The organism is Haladaptatus sp. CMSO5, assembly GCF_036689885.1.
Classification (GTDB): domain Archaea; phylum Halobacteriota; class Halobacteria; order Halobacteriales; family Halococcaceae; genus QDMS2.
Map to the genome: position 1 here is coordinate 1,803,083 of NZ_JBAHVW010000001.1, position 14,023 is coordinate 1,817,105.

At 57.9% G+C, this 14,023-nt stretch carries 14 protein-coding genes and 1 tRNA gene; 6 read left to right on the forward strand and 9 right to left on the reverse strand.

Annotation, left to right across the window (positions count from 1 at the left end; translation table 11 throughout):
- Positions 1–1,356 precede the first annotated feature (1,356 nt).
- Complete coding sequence (locus V5N12_RS09485) at positions 1,357–2,553, forward strand: winged helix-turn-helix domain-containing protein (protein WP_332898922.1); 1,197 nt, start codon at positions 1,357–1,359, stop codon at positions 2,551–2,553.
- 217 nt (positions 2,554–2,770) lie between these two features.
- The gene (locus V5N12_RS09490; protein ID WP_332898923.1) at positions 2,771–3,697 is read left to right on the forward strand and encodes a hypothetical protein; all 927 of its coding nucleotides are present in this window, start codon (positions 2,771–2,773) and stop codon (positions 3,695–3,697) included.
- 11 nt (positions 3,698–3,708) lie between these two features.
- On the opposite strand, the gene V5N12_RS09495 is transcribed toward V5N12_RS09490, so the two are convergent.
- From V5N12_RS09495 to V5N12_RS09505, 3 genes are all read right to left on the reverse strand, one after another.
- Positions 3,709–3,783 (reverse strand) — tRNA-Glu (locus tag V5N12_RS09495).
- Positions 3,784–4,023: 240 nt separating this feature from the next.
- Positions 4,024–5,151 carry a helix-turn-helix transcriptional regulator gene (locus V5N12_RS09500; protein ID WP_332898924.1) on the reverse strand — a complete coding sequence of 376 codons (1,128 nt, stop codon included), beginning with the start codon at positions 5,149–5,151 and terminating at the stop codon, positions 4,024–4,026.
- A 222-nt stretch (positions 5,152–5,373) separates the two neighbouring features.
- Positions 5,374–5,535, reverse strand: a complete 162-nt coding sequence (locus V5N12_RS09505; RefSeq protein WP_332898925.1) for a hypothetical protein — start codon at positions 5,533–5,535, stop codon at positions 5,374–5,376.
- A gap of 83 nt (positions 5,536–5,618) precedes the next feature.
- Between V5N12_RS09505 and V5N12_RS09510 the strand changes: the two genes are divergently transcribed.
- Positions 5,619–5,831 carry a zinc ribbon domain-containing protein gene (locus V5N12_RS09510; RefSeq protein ID WP_332898926.1) on the forward strand — a complete coding sequence of 71 codons (213 nt, stop codon included), beginning with the start codon at positions 5,619–5,621 and terminating at the stop codon, positions 5,829–5,831.
- Here V5N12_RS09510 and thyX read toward each other — a convergent pair whose 3' ends face one another.
- Positions 5,832–6,575 (reverse strand): FAD-dependent thymidylate synthase, encoded by a 744-nt coding sequence (gene thyX / locus V5N12_RS09515; RefSeq protein ID WP_332898927.1) that lies wholly within the window; start codon positions 6,573–6,575, stop codon positions 5,832–5,834. It abuts the gene before it with no gap.
- 95 nt (positions 6,576–6,670) lie between these two features.
- On the opposite strand from thyX, the gene V5N12_RS09520 reads away from it, so the two are divergent.
- A complete protein-coding gene (locus tag V5N12_RS09520; RefSeq protein WP_332898928.1) occupies positions 6,671–7,015 on the forward strand; it encodes a cupin domain-containing protein in 345 nt (114 codons plus the stop codon).
- Between the two features lie 39 nt (positions 7,016–7,054).
- Positions 7,055–7,636, forward strand: a complete 582-nt coding sequence (locus tag V5N12_RS09525) for an MBL fold metallo-hydrolase (protein WP_332898929.1) — start codon at positions 7,055–7,057, stop codon at positions 7,634–7,636.
- A 2-nt stretch (positions 7,637–7,638) separates the two neighbouring features.
- Here the strand turns inward: V5N12_RS09525 and V5N12_RS09530 are convergent, their stop codons facing one another.
- From V5N12_RS09530 to V5N12_RS09540, 3 genes are read right to left on the reverse strand one after another with little or no spacing between them, the layout of a single operon-like run.
- Positions 7,639–8,436, reverse strand: a complete 798-nt coding sequence (locus tag V5N12_RS09530) for an ATPase (RefSeq protein ID WP_332898930.1) — start codon at positions 8,434–8,436, stop codon at positions 7,639–7,641.
- Complete coding sequence (locus V5N12_RS09535) at positions 8,433–8,696, reverse strand: DUF5827 family protein (RefSeq protein WP_332898931.1); 264 nt, start codon at positions 8,694–8,696, stop codon at positions 8,433–8,435. Before V5N12_RS09535 ends, V5N12_RS09530 begins: the two co-directional genes overlap by 4 nt.
- A gap of 40 nt (positions 8,697–8,736) precedes the next feature.
- The gene (locus V5N12_RS09540) at positions 8,737–11,682 is read right to left on the reverse strand and encodes an FAD-binding and (Fe-S)-binding domain-containing protein (protein WP_332898932.1); all 2,946 of its coding nucleotides are present in this window, start codon (positions 11,680–11,682) and stop codon (positions 8,737–8,739) included.
- Positions 11,683–11,808: 126 nt separating this feature from the next.
- Here V5N12_RS09540 and V5N12_RS09545 point away from each other — a divergent pair, with 126 nt between their 5' ends.
- Positions 11,809–12,612 carry a DUF1801 domain-containing protein gene (locus V5N12_RS09545; RefSeq protein WP_332898933.1) on the forward strand — a complete coding sequence of 268 codons (804 nt, stop codon included), beginning with the start codon at positions 11,809–11,811 and terminating at the stop codon, positions 12,610–12,612.
- A gap of 101 nt (positions 12,613–12,713) precedes the next feature.
- Here V5N12_RS09545 and sod read toward each other — a convergent pair whose 3' ends face one another.
- Complete coding sequence (gene sod / locus V5N12_RS09550) at positions 12,714–13,313, reverse strand: superoxide dismutase (RefSeq protein WP_332898934.1); 600 nt, start codon at positions 13,311–13,313, stop codon at positions 12,714–12,716.
- Between the two features lie 97 nt (positions 13,314–13,410).
- Positions 13,411–14,019, reverse strand: a complete 609-nt coding sequence (locus V5N12_RS09555; protein ID WP_332898935.1) for a DJ-1/PfpI family protein — start codon at positions 14,017–14,019, stop codon at positions 13,411–13,413.
- Positions 14,020–14,023 lie beyond the last annotated feature (4 nt).

Below are 14,023 nucleotides of genomic sequence, written 5' to 3' on the forward strand. Positions count from 1 at the left end.
TACTATGATTACCACTCGACCGGTGTAGAATCTCGAACGATAAATTCAGTGAAAATTGACTCCTGATTGTATCTTTGTTGGCGGGTTACCAAAACCACGTGACCGAAGTGTCGAGGTCAGCTCCGCTAACCAACGAATCGTAGCAGAGGCGTGGAATTGCACCTAGTGGTTTGACCAATAAGTTGGTAGCTCATTTACTGACCCGTGAGTTTTCAGCACGCCTCGTCTCACGTCTAGGTCTTCAAGTACCCATCCACACTCTATGAGTTCGTACACCACTCCAGCACAGTGCTCACTGTCCAGGGAGTACATGTCGATTTCCACCACCAGATCCGATCCGGAGCAGTATTTGATATCGATTTTAATACTGTGGTAATATTCGAACGCATCGGTGGCAACTTGAGCCGCTTTGTTTGGGGTATCGTTTGCATTCATCTTTGAATTGCGGCTAAGAATTCCCCCAGGCCCTTTTAAACCGCGTGGAATGTTGACTGTTAGCAATAGCCAATGTATGGGCTGGATATTGGTACTGGTCGGACCGTACTAACAATTGGATTTCAAACACTCCAATATTGAGGCAGCCACGTCAAAATTCCCGTCCTACTTCCAGTCAAATTTATATCAATAGGTTTTGTCACCTCAGCTAATGGACTGCTGTACGAATAGGACTCTCACACGAGCGTCCGCGCGCGACCGATGTACGCGCAGTATTCACCGCGCTGTTAAGACAGCACTTTCCGACGAAACTTTCGGCGTCGTTGTCGATGCACTCCCAACCCTTGGAAAATCCCGAACCGCTGCAACCCTGACTGCAACAACAGAGAACTCATTCGTACCGAATGGAACCGGTGTTACCATCCTCACCCACCGAAAAGAAACGCGGAATCAACTCGAACAGTGGGCAGAACAAGTAGACCTCACTCCGCATCAACTGCCAATCCTCGACGAAGATTGTCCAACAGCTGCAGGCGCCTTCGGGAAGAGATGGTCGAAGAAGGTCCAAGAGTTACGCAGTCGAGGACTGTATCCGGGACACCTGCACTCCAATCCCCGATTTGACTTGCCGTGTACTCGAAACCAGACGTGTCCCTACATCGAAGGTTGGGAAAATTCCCGCGAACACCAGATTCTCATCGGCCATCCCACACATGCGTACGTTTCTGAAATAGTTCGCGACCGCATCGTTATCTTCGATGAGGACCCGGGAGAGGCATTTCGTTCGGACTTCGATTCTAACAGCGTTCACCGAATCGTGAGCGACTATCTCACCAGTACACAGGAAGTGCATGGGACGCACAAGGAGAGAGTAAGCCTATACACTCAGTCGACCACCTCACGAGCTATCGAGAATTTGGCTTGCTCGAGTCTGTAGAAGCCTCCATCGAAGCGCTTCGAGCAGAGAACTTGTTCGATGATTCGACACTCGTTAGCAACGCCGGCGGGCATGGAGCAGCACGCGCAATCGTCCTCTCACTTCTGGAAACTACTCGTCAAGAATTAGGGAATGGTGTGGAACGAGTTGAATTCCAGGATGGTGCAGTCGCAGTGTATGATGGAATAGAGGGAAAACTCTACATTCGACGGCCACCGGACCTCTCTGTAGCTGCTGCCGTCGTAGGACTTGATGGCACACCAGTGCTCCGAATCTGGGAAGGACGACTCGGATGTCCACCAGACCAAGAGCTGGAGTATCAACGTGTCCTCTGCGACGAGTGCCGAACACGATATCTCAAAGACGTACTCGGATACCGTATCTACCAAACCTCGCCGCACATCAAACCCTACTCGAGTGGTGTGAATATCCACCAAGAGAAAGATCTCGCCCTCATCGAAGCAGTCTACCGACAAACAGGCACCAAGCCTGCGGTAATCAGTACGAAAATAGCACTTGCGACGTTGGAGAATCAGTGGAGTTTCGTCCAAGATTCAGGTCACTATGGGGCAATCAAGGGGACCAATCGTTTCGGCGGTGAGGACCTCAACGTGGGGATTGTCTTGGGCAGTCAACATCCAGGGGACCACGAGGTAAAGCGACTAGCCGCACTCAACGGCGATTGCATCGAGATTCCAAAGACTCGCTTAGACAGAGGCAAGAACCTCCCGTACGGAATCAAACCCCGACCCGAAGAATCCGAAAATCCGTATCTTTCTCACTTCCGGGAGCACCAAGTCGTCCAAGCAATTCTTCGATTTGGACGCTCGACTGGTGCTACAGTATACGTCCATACTGGTGCCGTCCCAGACTGGATTCTCACGGATGGCTCCATAGACTCTGAGAAAGAAGTATTCCGACGGGTTAGAAGCGAGGGTGAACGGGAAGTTCTCAAAGTTCTCGAAGAATCTTCGATGACTGTTGTAGACCTTACGGAACATGTAGCGGTCTCACAACGAACGGTGTACGATCGACTAGCCGACCTCGAAGCGGATGGAATCGTCGAACAGATTGGTGACAAGCAGCCCTACCGATGGCGAGTGGTCAATCCAGAATCCATCGTAGAACGCGGGCACCTGATCAATGATCGATGGTATATCGACCTGCCAGGACCGGATTAATTCTGGGCGATAATCTCGCGGTGGGACGTATAAGAACTAGTACGTGTCACTGCAAAACTCGTTTCTACCGAAACTCGTCTTAACGGACCACCGCTGAAGGGCGGAACCACGTCGCTTCGATAGTGGTCGAATACGTGGCCCGCCGAGAGGAATTGCGAAACTGCGCACCAGCAATTGCTGGACTAGCCTCCAGTGAGTCACGTGTTCGTTACCAACAATGTCGATCCAGAACACCCAGCCGAATTCGAGCTCGCAAAATAATCAGTCTTCACTCCAGTACGTCCCTGAACCATCACGAGAGTATCTGAACCCCAGGCAAGCAACACTCTATAACATGCGGCGGAAAGCGTTCATCAACTGGCTTTCGACTGAGGAAGCTAAATCAAAGAAAGGTACGCTTTCGAAGCAGACTCAGGAGAACTACGCTCATCGAGTCGACCAAATCTTCCGATGGGTCTGGCAGAACGTAACTAACGGGTCCGTGTCCACGCTTTCACCTAATCACGCTGACAACGTTGTAGAGGCCCTGCGCAACGACGACTTTCGGACACAGAATGGAGATAAATACTCGGAAGACAGCAAGCGAAAATTCGCGAATGCGCTATTAAAATGGTTCAGCTGGCGAACCCACACTCATGAAGACGAGGAATGGGAGTGCGACGTAGAGTTTTCAAAACCTGACTACTGTCAACCTGATGCACTCTCGATAGAGGAACGAACGCAGTTGAGAAACGCCGTAATGAACTATGGCAGCCTGCCAAAGTACAACGACTTGTCTCCTGAGGAACGATCGCGGAAGAAGGCTCTGCTTGCACAACAGCTCGGTAAGCCAAAGTCTGACATCACACTCGATGACTGGGAGGCTCGTGGTCAATCTTGGAAATTCGTATCTCTAATCTACGTCGCTCTCGACGCTGGTCTACGCCCAGTGGAAGTCAAGCGAGCGAAAACAACATGGTACCAACCTGGCTCAAAATCCCTCCACATTCCAAAGCAGGATTCGGCGAAAAGTGAAAAAAGTTGGACGGTGGCGTTGCGAGACGAGACCTGTGAGGTATTAGAACTGAGGCTGGAAGAACGTGCGACCTCGACAAAATACGACGACACAGACGCGCTCTGGCTCAATCGAAACTCAAACCCTTGAATTCGGGAGAATGCTCCGTCAGGGATTCGAACCCTGGTCCTTGCCGTGAGAGGGCAAGATGATTGGCCGGACTACACCAACGGAGCTTACTTCGTTCTCTCCGAGCCACACGTCACTTCGTTCCGTGTGACAACGGAGCGCTCGTTACACTCGCGCTCCGAGCATCGACGAACTCCGTTCGTCTCTACAACGGAGCACACGTACGCTCACACCAACGCATACGACTGCACGTATGACGCGGAGCGTGCTTCGGAACGCAACCAATCGTAGACTGGGGAGTATTTTAACAGTTCCGTTTTCGGGGTGCGGGACGGCGATATAGCGTGTCACTTGTCGTCAAGTGACGACTGGGTTGCCTCGGGTTCGTGACCGGAGAGACTGACGATGTTTTCCCGACCCATTCGGAGCTTGCTGATGGTTCCATCGTCTTCCATATCCGAGAGGAGCATGCTGACTTTGGACTTAGACCAGCCGGTCTCATCGACGATGTTGACCTGTCGCATCCGGCCGCCGCTTTCTTCGAGCAGGCGCAACACGCGGTCTTCGTCGGTGAGGAGTTCTTCGTCGGTGACGCCGGTTGTCGCACTGGCGGCTGTCGAGGTACGCTGTGTCGCTGTCGCGCCTGTCCCGTCGTCATCGTCGTCACGGCCCAAGGTCGGGAGTGCGCCAGACCGGTAAGCAAACGCCCCGGCGGCCAGTGCGAGGAGGAACAAAACTGCGGCCAGTGGGACGATGGGAAGCCCGCCGCTTTCTGCTGGCCCACCGTCTGTCGTGGCAGAGCCACCTGAACCGCTGCCGGGCTGTCCGAGGACGATGCGTGGCTGTTGGTCTGCAAACTGCCGTTCGCCAAACCACGTCACCGAATCGCTCGACGAGAGATTCTCACCGGAGATTGCATCTGGCTCTGGGTTCGTCTCCGTAAACTGGAGCGGCCCGTCGTGTTTGATGGTGAGCGATTGATTCGGGCCAATGTAGAGTCCGCCTTCGAACACGTCGCCAACGACGAGCTGGCCGCCTTCTGGCGCGGCGAAATTCGACCACGTAAACTGCATCTCGACGATGCCTTGGTTGCCGAGCTCGTTCACCGAGGCGCGTTTTGAGAACCCGCTTGCGCTCATCGAGCGACCGGTCGCCTGCTCGCCGGATGCGGCGAGTGCTTTCGACTGATTTTGGAACTGGGTGTAGAGTTCAGTCTCGTTTTGGTTGAACTCCGCTGCGTACTGGTCGAACTGTTGGCGGTCTTCGTCGGTCTCCAGCGTCAATTTATACGCAAACGTCCACCTCGCTGAGCCGTTTTCGTAGACTTCGATCGTAAACTCCGTTCGGTCGAAATCCTGGGCGGCGGCGACCGAATCTGTCGAGCCACCGGGGCTGTCGGGCGTGTAAGCGACGGCAGGGGCCGTCGCTGTGAGAACGAGAAGGAAGACAAGACACACAGCAGACAGCCGTTTCATCTAGTCTATTCCTTACTTGGTCGCTATAAAAGTGCTGTGACTCTTAATATGGCGGAAACTGGGCATTTCTGTGCGTGTACTCGCTCAGCCGAAGACGCCGCCAACAGGCGTTGTATCGCATTTGTACATGCGTTCACGTATCGTACCTGACTGTTTCGTTCGATTTGCCAATAGTCACCGATAGCTATCTTGTTGGATTCGTGAGGGCGAGCGTGGACGCCACTATTTCGACTTTTCGTATCCCTCGCGTGCGGCTTGCTCTGCTTCGTCCCGACCCATCACCGGGTTGTCGTCCGTCTCAGACTGGATGATGAAGTAGAGCAAAAGCGGACCAGCGAGTGCGAGGATGAGGAACACGAAGACGAATGCGACACCAGCAACCATGCTGTAATTTTGACGACACACAACTGTAATTGTTTCTCACTCACCCGGAGATTTTTATTGACAGATTACGAACTGTCGGCTGTATGAGTCCTCCAACCGATGGCGACCGCGGCTGTCTCAAGTGCGGTCACGACGAAGTTTCGACCGATAAAATCGCCACCTCTGGGACGGGTATGTCGAAGATGTTCGATATTCAGAACCGGACGTTCCAGACGATTACGTGTACGAACTGTGGCTACACGGAGTTGTATCGCGGCCAGTCAAAAGGCAATATGCTCGACCTGTTTCTCGGCTAGTTACGGCGCGAGGCGGTTCTTTCGCCCCTTCATCTTCTCGTTGTAGTACTCGAAGGTAATCGGACACCACTCTGCAGCGATGTCTAACACTTTGTTCGTGAGTTCGCGGATTTCCCACTGGCTGTCTGCGGCCGCGCGCATGTCCGCGACGTGCATGAGCATCCGGACGTTCATCGACATTACGAGGTTGACTTCGGTGCCGATGGGCAGGACGAAGCGTGCGTCTTCGGGGGGCATCCCGAGGTCGAGGAGTTCTTGGTAGGTTTCGACGGAGTTCGTGACCGAATCGCGGAACAACTGTTCGCGTTTTTCCATCATCTCGTCGGTCACGTCGCCAGTTTTCTGATTCCGACCGACCCAGTTTTTGTCGGTCGCAGAGGGTGGCCAGACGACCATTTCGCCGGCGGCAACGTCCTCGATATCCACGTCGTCGAACGCGACGTAGCGCATGGATTGGACGTCGAACGAGACGTGTCGATGGCGCGTGAGTTGCGCCATACACGAGCGGCTGATGCCTTTGACGGCGAACGTCGCTTGGACGTGTTCGAACGGGCCGAAATGGCCGTGGTTGAGAAGATGGCTGATGAGGGTGCGCTGTTTGTCTTCTAAGCTGTCGCCTTTAACGGTGGCCATAATGTCCTCGAAGGCAGTGTCTCCGACGAAATCGGCCATGTAGTCGTTTCGCGCTGCCTTACAGATGAGTTCCTCAGGGTCGTCGGTGGATTCGAGAAGCCGAACTTGCATACCTGAAAGCGCGCGGGAAGTACAATAAACGTTGATAACCCCCTCCACTACCTCGGCCATGCTGTATTAATTGCCTCGCTCCCAATTACCGACCAATGGGTTACAAAAAATCGACTCCTGACGACGTAGATTCGTTGATTCCAGAAGAGTGGGGCGGCATGTGGATGTTCCGCAACTCGCTCAAAAGCGAGGTTGTTGGACTCTCGGTGATGGAACTCGAACCGGGTGGGAAGAACAAGCCACACGACCACGAATCGGACGGCGAAGAGGAGGTCTACTGCGTCGTAGACGGTGAAGTGACGATTACCGTCGGCGGGAACGCAGTCACGCTCGGTGAAAACGAGGCACTCCGCGTCGACCCGGGCGAGCACCGCCAAATCGAAAACACCGGCGATGAACGCGCTCGACTCGTCATCGCGGGTGCAGGGCGTCCCGCGTAGAGCGACACACCCAAAGCCTCCCCGCCCAATGATTTGGCCATGATATCAAATCTCGCACAGGGCGTCCAAGCCTTCACGAGTAACGTCTTTCTGGTGACCGGCGAGCGCACCGTCGTCGTCGACCCGGGAAGCGGCTTCGACGTCGTGGAGAAAATCGAAGCCCGAACCGACGACCTCGACGCAATCGTGCTTACGCACACGCACCCAGACCACGTCGGCAACGTCACGGCGGTGAAAAACGCCTTTGACGTAGATGTGTGGGGCTACGACCCCGAGTCGCCGTTCGTCGACCACGCCATCGAAGACGAAGCGTCCGTGAAAATCGGTGACGACAGCTACACCGCCCTCCACACACCCGGTCACAAAAACGACCATCTCTGTTTCTACTCGAAAGGCGCGCGCACCCTCTTCGCGGGCGACCTCGTGTTCCAGAACGGAAGCTTCGGGCGCACCGACCTCCCGGAAGGCGACCGCGAGATTCTCATCAGGAGTATCGAGCGGCTCATTGCAACCGTAGACCCTGACCTCGACGTGATGCACGTCGGCCACGGTCCGAGCATCACGAGCAACCCGTACGACGACATCGAACTCAGCGCGCGCATGGCGCGGATGACGGGGTAGGGTTAGTCGAGCGCGACGCCACAGAGCGCCTCGTAGGCGACTTCGTAGGCGTCACAGACCGCCTCCGGGTCGGTTCGGGTGGCACCATTGAGTGCCGGAAGTCCGACGCTCGCCCGCGGTTCGATGAGGTCTACAACCGCGTCCACGACTTCTTCTAGCTGTCCTTCGCGCGGGCTGTTTCCAGCGACTTCGCAGGCTTTCGTGTAGCGACTGCCCTCGTAGATACGCGTTCGCGCTGGCTCCACGACGGCCACCGCATCCGGCTCAAATTCGCGGAGCGGCCGGGCAATGTCGGCGTAGGACTCGACCACGACGCGGTCTGTTTTGGTCACCTGCTCTGCACAGGCTTCGAGCGCGGGCAGGTGGTGGCGACTCATTGCTTCGTTCAGTTCTTCGACGGTCGAAATCTCGATGGCATCGGCGAGTTGTTCTCGAATCTCTGGTGGCACGTCGGCGGTCGTATTGACTACCATCGCGTCTCCGGCACGGTCGCAGACGAACTCGCGGTCGTGACGCCCGAGCAGTCCCGCGCCGCCACCCGGCGCGGGTCGCCACAGCCGGTGGACGGGGTTGATAGCTTCTGGTTCCACGTCGGTCGCGCTGGCTTCTGCCAATCGGCGGGCGTCTTTGCCGTAGAGTCGGCCATCACTGACCGCTTTGAGATAGTCGTCGTGGTCGAACCAGTGGTCGTTGCCCGCCCGTGGCTTGAATCCCACGCCGTCGATGTAGCGCAGCAGGCCGACCGAAAAGGTGGTCTTGCCCGCATCGACTTGGTCGCTTCCCGCGACGAGCAGCTTCATCGAAGGCCGTAGAAGCCGGGGTCGTCGTCGGCCATAGGGTCTGCGAATGCGAGGTCGTCTGCGTTCACCATGACCCAGGGAATCGCCCACGAGAGTAGCACGTCTTCGGTGTCGTAATCTAAGTCTGCCTCGGCGTCAAGCCCCTGCAGCAGGCGCGCAATCTCGAAGACGGTGTACATCTTGTCCTCGTCAAGCACTTCGTCTGGCGAGCGGAAATCAAGCGGTCGGATCGTGTCGAATGCGTCTTTGTCGCGTGGCATACCCGGCGCTTGGCCCGCGAGTGAATAAAACGTCCCGCTCCTAGTCTGCGAGCGCGGCGGCGAGTTTCTCGACTGGGTGTGGCGGCCGGGACTCACCCTCGCGTTCGCCCAGTTGCGTGCGACACGATGCGCCGGGCGCGACCACCTGTGACGCCTCGCTCGCGTCCACTTTCTCGAACAGCAAGCGGCCGATTGCCTTTGACAATTCGTAGTGCTCTGCCTCATAACCGAAACTCCCGGCCATCCCACAACAGCCCGAATCGAGCGGGTCAACGTCGTACCCTGCGCGGCGGAGGACGCCCACCGCGTGGTGGTCGCGCTTGAGCGCTTTCTGGTTGCAGTGGCCGTGATACGAGATGGCCTCTCCGGGGTCACTGAACGACATGTGCTCGTCTACGCGCAAGCGGTCTACGAACTCACAGACGCCGTAGGTCGCCCGCGACACTGCGGTACTCGCCTCGTCGTCAGGGAGCAAGTCCAGATACTCGTCTTGGAACATGACGGCGTCAGAGGGTTCGACGAACACGACCGACCAGCCGTCGGTCACTTGCGGCGCGAGCGCGCGGACGTTCGTTTTCGCCTGCGTCTTTGCCTTGTCGAGAAAGCCCTTCGAGTAGGCCGCACGTCCCGTTGCAGTCGTCTCCGTTGGCAGTTTCACGTGACAGCCACCGGCTTCGAGCACGCGCACGGCGGCCTTGCCAATCTCCGGCGAGGCATAGTTCATGTACGTATCCGGGAACAGCAACACGCGGTGAGTGGCATCTTTTTCAGGCACCAGTGGCCCGCGACTTGCGTACCAATCGCGGAACGATTCGCGCTCGAAGTGGGGCAGGTCGCGGTCTTTGGCGATGCCGAGGGTTTTCTCCATCACCGTCCGCGCACCCGGCAACTCGGTTGCCCAGTTCGAAAGCGGCGCGAGCGCACTCCCGAGTTTCGAGAAGCGGTCGATGTCCGCAAACAGCCGTTCGCGCGGCGAGGTCCCTTTCTCTTGGTGCGTCTGGTGTTTCACCTCGGCTTTCAGCTTCGCCATGTCCACCCCGGTCGGACAGTCGCGCATACAGCCCTTACAGCCCACACAGAGGTCGAGTACCTCCTCGTGGAATTTTTCTGAATGAATCTCGTCCTCGGGAAGGTCGCCGCTGATGGTGGCCCGGAGCATGTTTGCCCGCCCGCGCGTCGTCTGAATCTCTTCTTTCGAGGCGCGCCACGTCGGGCACATCGTCGCCGTCTCCGTCTGGCGACACGTCCCACAGCCGTTACAGAGTTCGACGAGATGCGAAAAGCCACCCTCGTCGGAGAAGTCTTGCGAGGTCTGTGGCTCTATCGAACTGTACGACGCCCCGTAGCGCAGGTTGTGACGCATGTCGGTCACCTCGTCGCGGAAGACGACCTTCCCCGGGTTCATGAGCCACTCGGGGTCGAACGCCGTCTTCAAGTCCTGGAACGCTTCCCACAACTGCGGGCCGTACATCTTCGGGTTAAATTCCGTGCGCGCGAGGCCGTCGCCGTGTTCGCCCGAGAACGACCCGTTTCGCGCGAGCACGAGGTCGGTCACGGCCTCGGCTATCGAGTGCATAGTCTCGATGCCGTCTTCCTCCTTGAGCGAGAGAATCGGGCGGATGTGGAGCGTCCCACTGCCTGCGTGGGCGAAGTATGCGGCCGACGTGCCGTGGTCATCGAGCACTTGCTCGAACTCTTCGACGTACGCTGCGAGTTCCTCCGGCGGCACAGTTGCGTCCTCGATAAACGGGTAGGGTTTGGCGTCCCCCTGCAGGCTCATCAGGAGCGGAATCGCCGCCTTCCGAAGCTTCCAGATGTCGGCCTGTGCGTCGTTCGTGTAGGCTTCGAGCGCGTCGAACGCGGTGCCGTTTTCGAGAAATCGTTCGTTGGTCGCCCCGATTGCGGCCTCGAAGTCGTCGTGACATTCGGAGTCGAATTCGAGCATGAGCGCCGCCTGCGCGCGTTCTGGAATCGCTTCTGCGTACTGAGCGTACTCTTCCGATTCGCGGGCGAGGCGAAACACCTCTGCGTCCATCAACTCGACTGCACCCGCGTCGTATTCGAGCGCGACGGGAACCGCGCGCATGGCGTCACCGAGCGAGTCGAAGCTGTAGAGCACGAGCGCCGTCTCCTCAGGTTTCGTTACGAGCGAGAGTGTGGCTTCAACGACGACACCGAGCGTCCCCTCTGAGCCGACGAGGAGCTTCGAGAGGTTAATAACGTGTTCCCCGTCTTCCTCGCGGATGACCTTGTGTAGATTGTAGCCGCTCACCGAGCGCTTGAGCGTCGGATATCGTTCCTCGATTTCTGCTTCGTTGTCCGCGACGAGCGCGCGGACGGTTTCGTAGATGCGCGCTTCGAGTGTATCTTGCTCGACAATCGCGTCCCACTCGGGGCTATCGACGACGATGTCGCGGGTGTGGATGAGCGAGCCGTCGGCGAGGACAACGTTGCACTCCTCGGTGTAGGCGTCGGTGATGCCGTAGCGCACCGAGTGTGCGCCCGTCGAGTTATTTCCAATGGACCCGCCCACAGTCGCGCGATTCGAGGAGGCCGGGTCGGGCGCGAACTTGAGTCCCCACTGCGAGAGGTGGGTGTCGAGATGGTCTTGGACGACGCCCGGCTGGACGGTCGCCAGTTTGGCCTCGGGGTTGACGTCGAGAATTTCAGCCATGTGCCGGGAGAGGTCGAGGACGACACAGCCGGGGCCGACGGCCTGTCCGGCGAGCGAGGAGCCGGTTCCCCGCGGGAGGATGGGCGTGTCGTGGGCTGTGGCCGTCCGCACGGCGGCCTGTACGTCCGCGGTGTCCTTGGGGAACACCACCCCGGCCGGGCGGGCTTTGTAGATGCTGCCGTCGGTGGCGTAGAGCACTTGCGAATATTCGTCAAAACGCACGTCACCTCGGACTGCCTCGGAGAGCGCCGTGGCCAGCGCGTCGTGGTCGGCGGGAGACGACACCGAACCCTCAGGATTTTTCGTGGCCATTAGCGTGGCCTACAGACGAGACTGAGATAAATGCTGGCGTCGCCCACAGTTTTGCGAGCGCTGACTGAACTCCTGTTTGTGTGAAACCCGCAAATTTTGATATTTCCAGCTCACCACTTACTGCACATGAGTGCGTCCGACTCACTAACACCCGAGCGAGTATCCAGCCTCGTGCTGGCGAACCGCGTGATAAGAGCACCCGACTACCAGTCAACGCAGGACGACGCGGTTCAATACTCAAATCCAGACCGGGGGCTTCAGTGGGGCGTCGACGTCATTCCCGCCCTACTCGGCCTTTCCAGCGTCGAGCAGGACCCTCGGGACACCAATCCAAATGGCTGGGTCGGCTTTGCTCGCCACTGGCGCGGCGCAATTCTGCGGATAGCGTTCGACTTGGTTGCTGCTCACGACGACTCAGACCCAGTCGTGGTCGTGACGGCAATCACGGGTCGAGAGGGAACGCAATCGGTCGTAGACGACTTCGGTGGAAGCAAACTCTCAGACCAAGTGCCGACTCAGAAAGAATGGGAGGATCGAGATAAACGCTACCACGCAGCTCGTCGAAAGGATACCACTGACGGGTCGGCGTCGGTGAAGGCGTACATTGCAGCACTTCCGGGATGGAAACGCGAGCGTGCGACGCAGTTCGACGCGCTCATCGAGGGCGAAGTGCCGGAGGTACGTCGCGCTGTGCGCTATCACCAACCGTTCTACGGCATTGAGGAAGACGGCTGGTTCGCGTCGTTCAGTGCGTTTTCAAAACACGTGAAACTGTCATTCGTAGCCGACGAGTATCTCGACCCGGAGCCTCCCACTGGAACGGGGCCAGAACGCCAAGCCATCGACCTGACTGAGACGGACACGATGGACGAAGACCAGGTCGCCTCTTGGATTCGCCAAGCCGCCGCCAGTCCGGGGATGAACTGGTAAGATTTCGGGAGCTGCATTGGCGCAACCCAGTCCGCACAGCCCGGTTTTTCGAGCGCCGTCGCTCACGAAACGGGCAGCAATAAAATGGTGAAGGTGTGGACTTACTCGAACAGTTCGACGGCCTGGTCGTAGCGCGCGGCTGGCTCTTCCCAGTCGACGACGTTGAAGAACGCCTCGACGAAGTCGCCACGGGCTGGGCCGTAGTCGTAGTAGTACGAGTGCTCCCAGACGTCGAGGGCGAGGATTGGGTGGCTGCCCCAGAGTGCGCCCTGGTCGTGCTTGTCAACGACGACGTTGCGCAGCTGGTTGCTGAACGAGTCGTAGACCAGAAGCGCCCAGCCACCGGCGGCGGAGGCAGCGGCTTCGAACTCGCCCTTCCAGGCTTCGTAGGAACCGAAGTCCTGTTCGATGCGGTCTGCGAGGTCGCCCTCGGGTGCGTCGCCACCTTCTGGGGACATGTTCTGCCAGAAGAGGTCGTGCAGGATGTGGCCACAGCCGTTGTGGGTCACAGAGCGCATTGCGCCGCCCGAGGAACCGAAGTCACCTGACTCACGGTTGCTTTCAAGGGTTTCTTCTGCAGAGTTCCACCCGTTTACGTAGCCCTGGTGGTGGGTGTCGTGGTGCCACGTGAGCACCTGTTCTGAGATGTGTGGTTCGAGTGCGTCGTAGTCGTACGGAAGTGGTGAAAGTTCGTAGCTCATGAGATAGTCCTCCACGTAATCCATGCGGCGGAATCCTGTTAAACCTTAAGGAGTCGATTGCTAGCAACCCACACTGTTCGACTGCTTGCTAGCGGTCTCAATACTCACGCACAGCGTCGCGTCGCTCGTACTCTAGTTCTGTTGCCACCCGCGTTGCAATCTCCTCACTCGCCTCGCGTTCGACTAGATGGAGCGCGAGGTCAAGGCCCGATGTGACCCCGCCGGCGGTGAGGATGTCGCCATCGTCAACGACGCGCGCGTCGATGACCTCGGCGTCAGTTGCGCGCAACTCATCGAGTGCTGAGGCGTGAGTCACCGCCGGTCGCCCGTCGATGAGTCCGGCGCGCGCGAGTAACATCCCGCCGGTACACACTGCAGCGACGGTCGCGCCCGCGTCGTGGGCGGCGACGAGTGCGTCTGGCACCGCTCCTTTTTCCGCCTCTGCCCACGCGCCTTTCTCGCTGCGCGTGTTCCAGCCACCACCGGGCACAACCACGATATCTGCTGGCTGTTCGGTGTCGAGCACACCATCGATACCGACGCTGAGCCCGTGGCTCGCTGTCACCGTCTCGCGGGCATCGAGCGTCACCAACCGCACGTCGAAGGGCGCGTCGAACGCGGCGGCTGACTGGAACACCTCGTATGGACCGATGGCGTCGAGTTCGTCGAACCCGTCGTAGCACAGAATATCGATTCGCGTTGGCATACAG

What these genes read in the sequence shown, in the direction of transcription:
- V5N12_RS09490 (WP_332898923.1), top strand. Translation starts at nt 2,771, where the DNA reads ATGTCGATCCAGAACACCCAGCCGAATTCGAGCTCGCAAAATAATCAG.
- V5N12_RS09500 (WP_332898924.1), bottom strand. Translation starts at nt 5,151, where the DNA reads ATGAAACGGCTGTCTGCTGTGTGTCTTGTCTTCCTTCTCGTTCTCACA.
- V5N12_RS09505 (WP_332898925.1), bottom strand. Translation starts at nt 5,535, where the DNA reads ATGGTTGCTGGTGTCGCATTCGTCTTCGTGTTCCTCATCCTCGCACTC.
- V5N12_RS09510 (WP_332898926.1), top strand. Translation starts at nt 5,619, where the DNA reads ATGAGTCCTCCAACCGATGGCGACCGCGGCTGTCTCAAGTGCGGTCAC.
- thyX (WP_332898927.1), bottom strand. Translation starts at nt 6,575, where the DNA reads ATGCAAGTTCGGCTTCTCGAATCCACCGACGACCCTGAGGAACTCATC.
- V5N12_RS09520 (WP_332898928.1), top strand. Translation starts at nt 6,671, where the DNA reads ATGGGTTACAAAAAATCGACTCCTGACGACGTAGATTCGTTGATTCCA.
- V5N12_RS09525 (WP_332898929.1), top strand. Translation starts at nt 7,055, where the DNA reads ATGATATCAAATCTCGCACAGGGCGTCCAAGCCTTCACGAGTAACGTC.
- V5N12_RS09530 (WP_332898930.1), bottom strand. Translation starts at nt 8,436, where the DNA reads ATGAAGCTGCTCGTCGCGGGAAGCGACCAAGTCGATGCGGGCAAGACC.
- V5N12_RS09535 (WP_332898931.1), bottom strand. Translation starts at nt 8,696, where the DNA reads ATGCCACGCGACAAAGACGCATTCGACACGATCCGACCGCTTGATTTC.
- V5N12_RS09540 (WP_332898932.1), bottom strand. Translation starts at nt 11,682, where the DNA reads ATGGCCACGAAAAATCCTGAGGGTTCGGTGTCGTCTCCCGCCGACCAC.
- V5N12_RS09545 (WP_332898933.1), top strand. Translation starts at nt 11,809, where the DNA reads ATGAGTGCGTCCGACTCACTAACACCCGAGCGAGTATCCAGCCTCGTG.
- sod (WP_332898934.1), bottom strand. Translation starts at nt 13,313, where the DNA reads ATGAGCTACGAACTTTCACCACTTCCGTACGACTACGACGCACTCGAA.
- V5N12_RS09555 (WP_332898935.1), bottom strand. Translation starts at nt 14,019, where the DNA reads ATGCCAACGCGAATCGATATTCTGTGCTACGACGGGTTCGACGAACTC.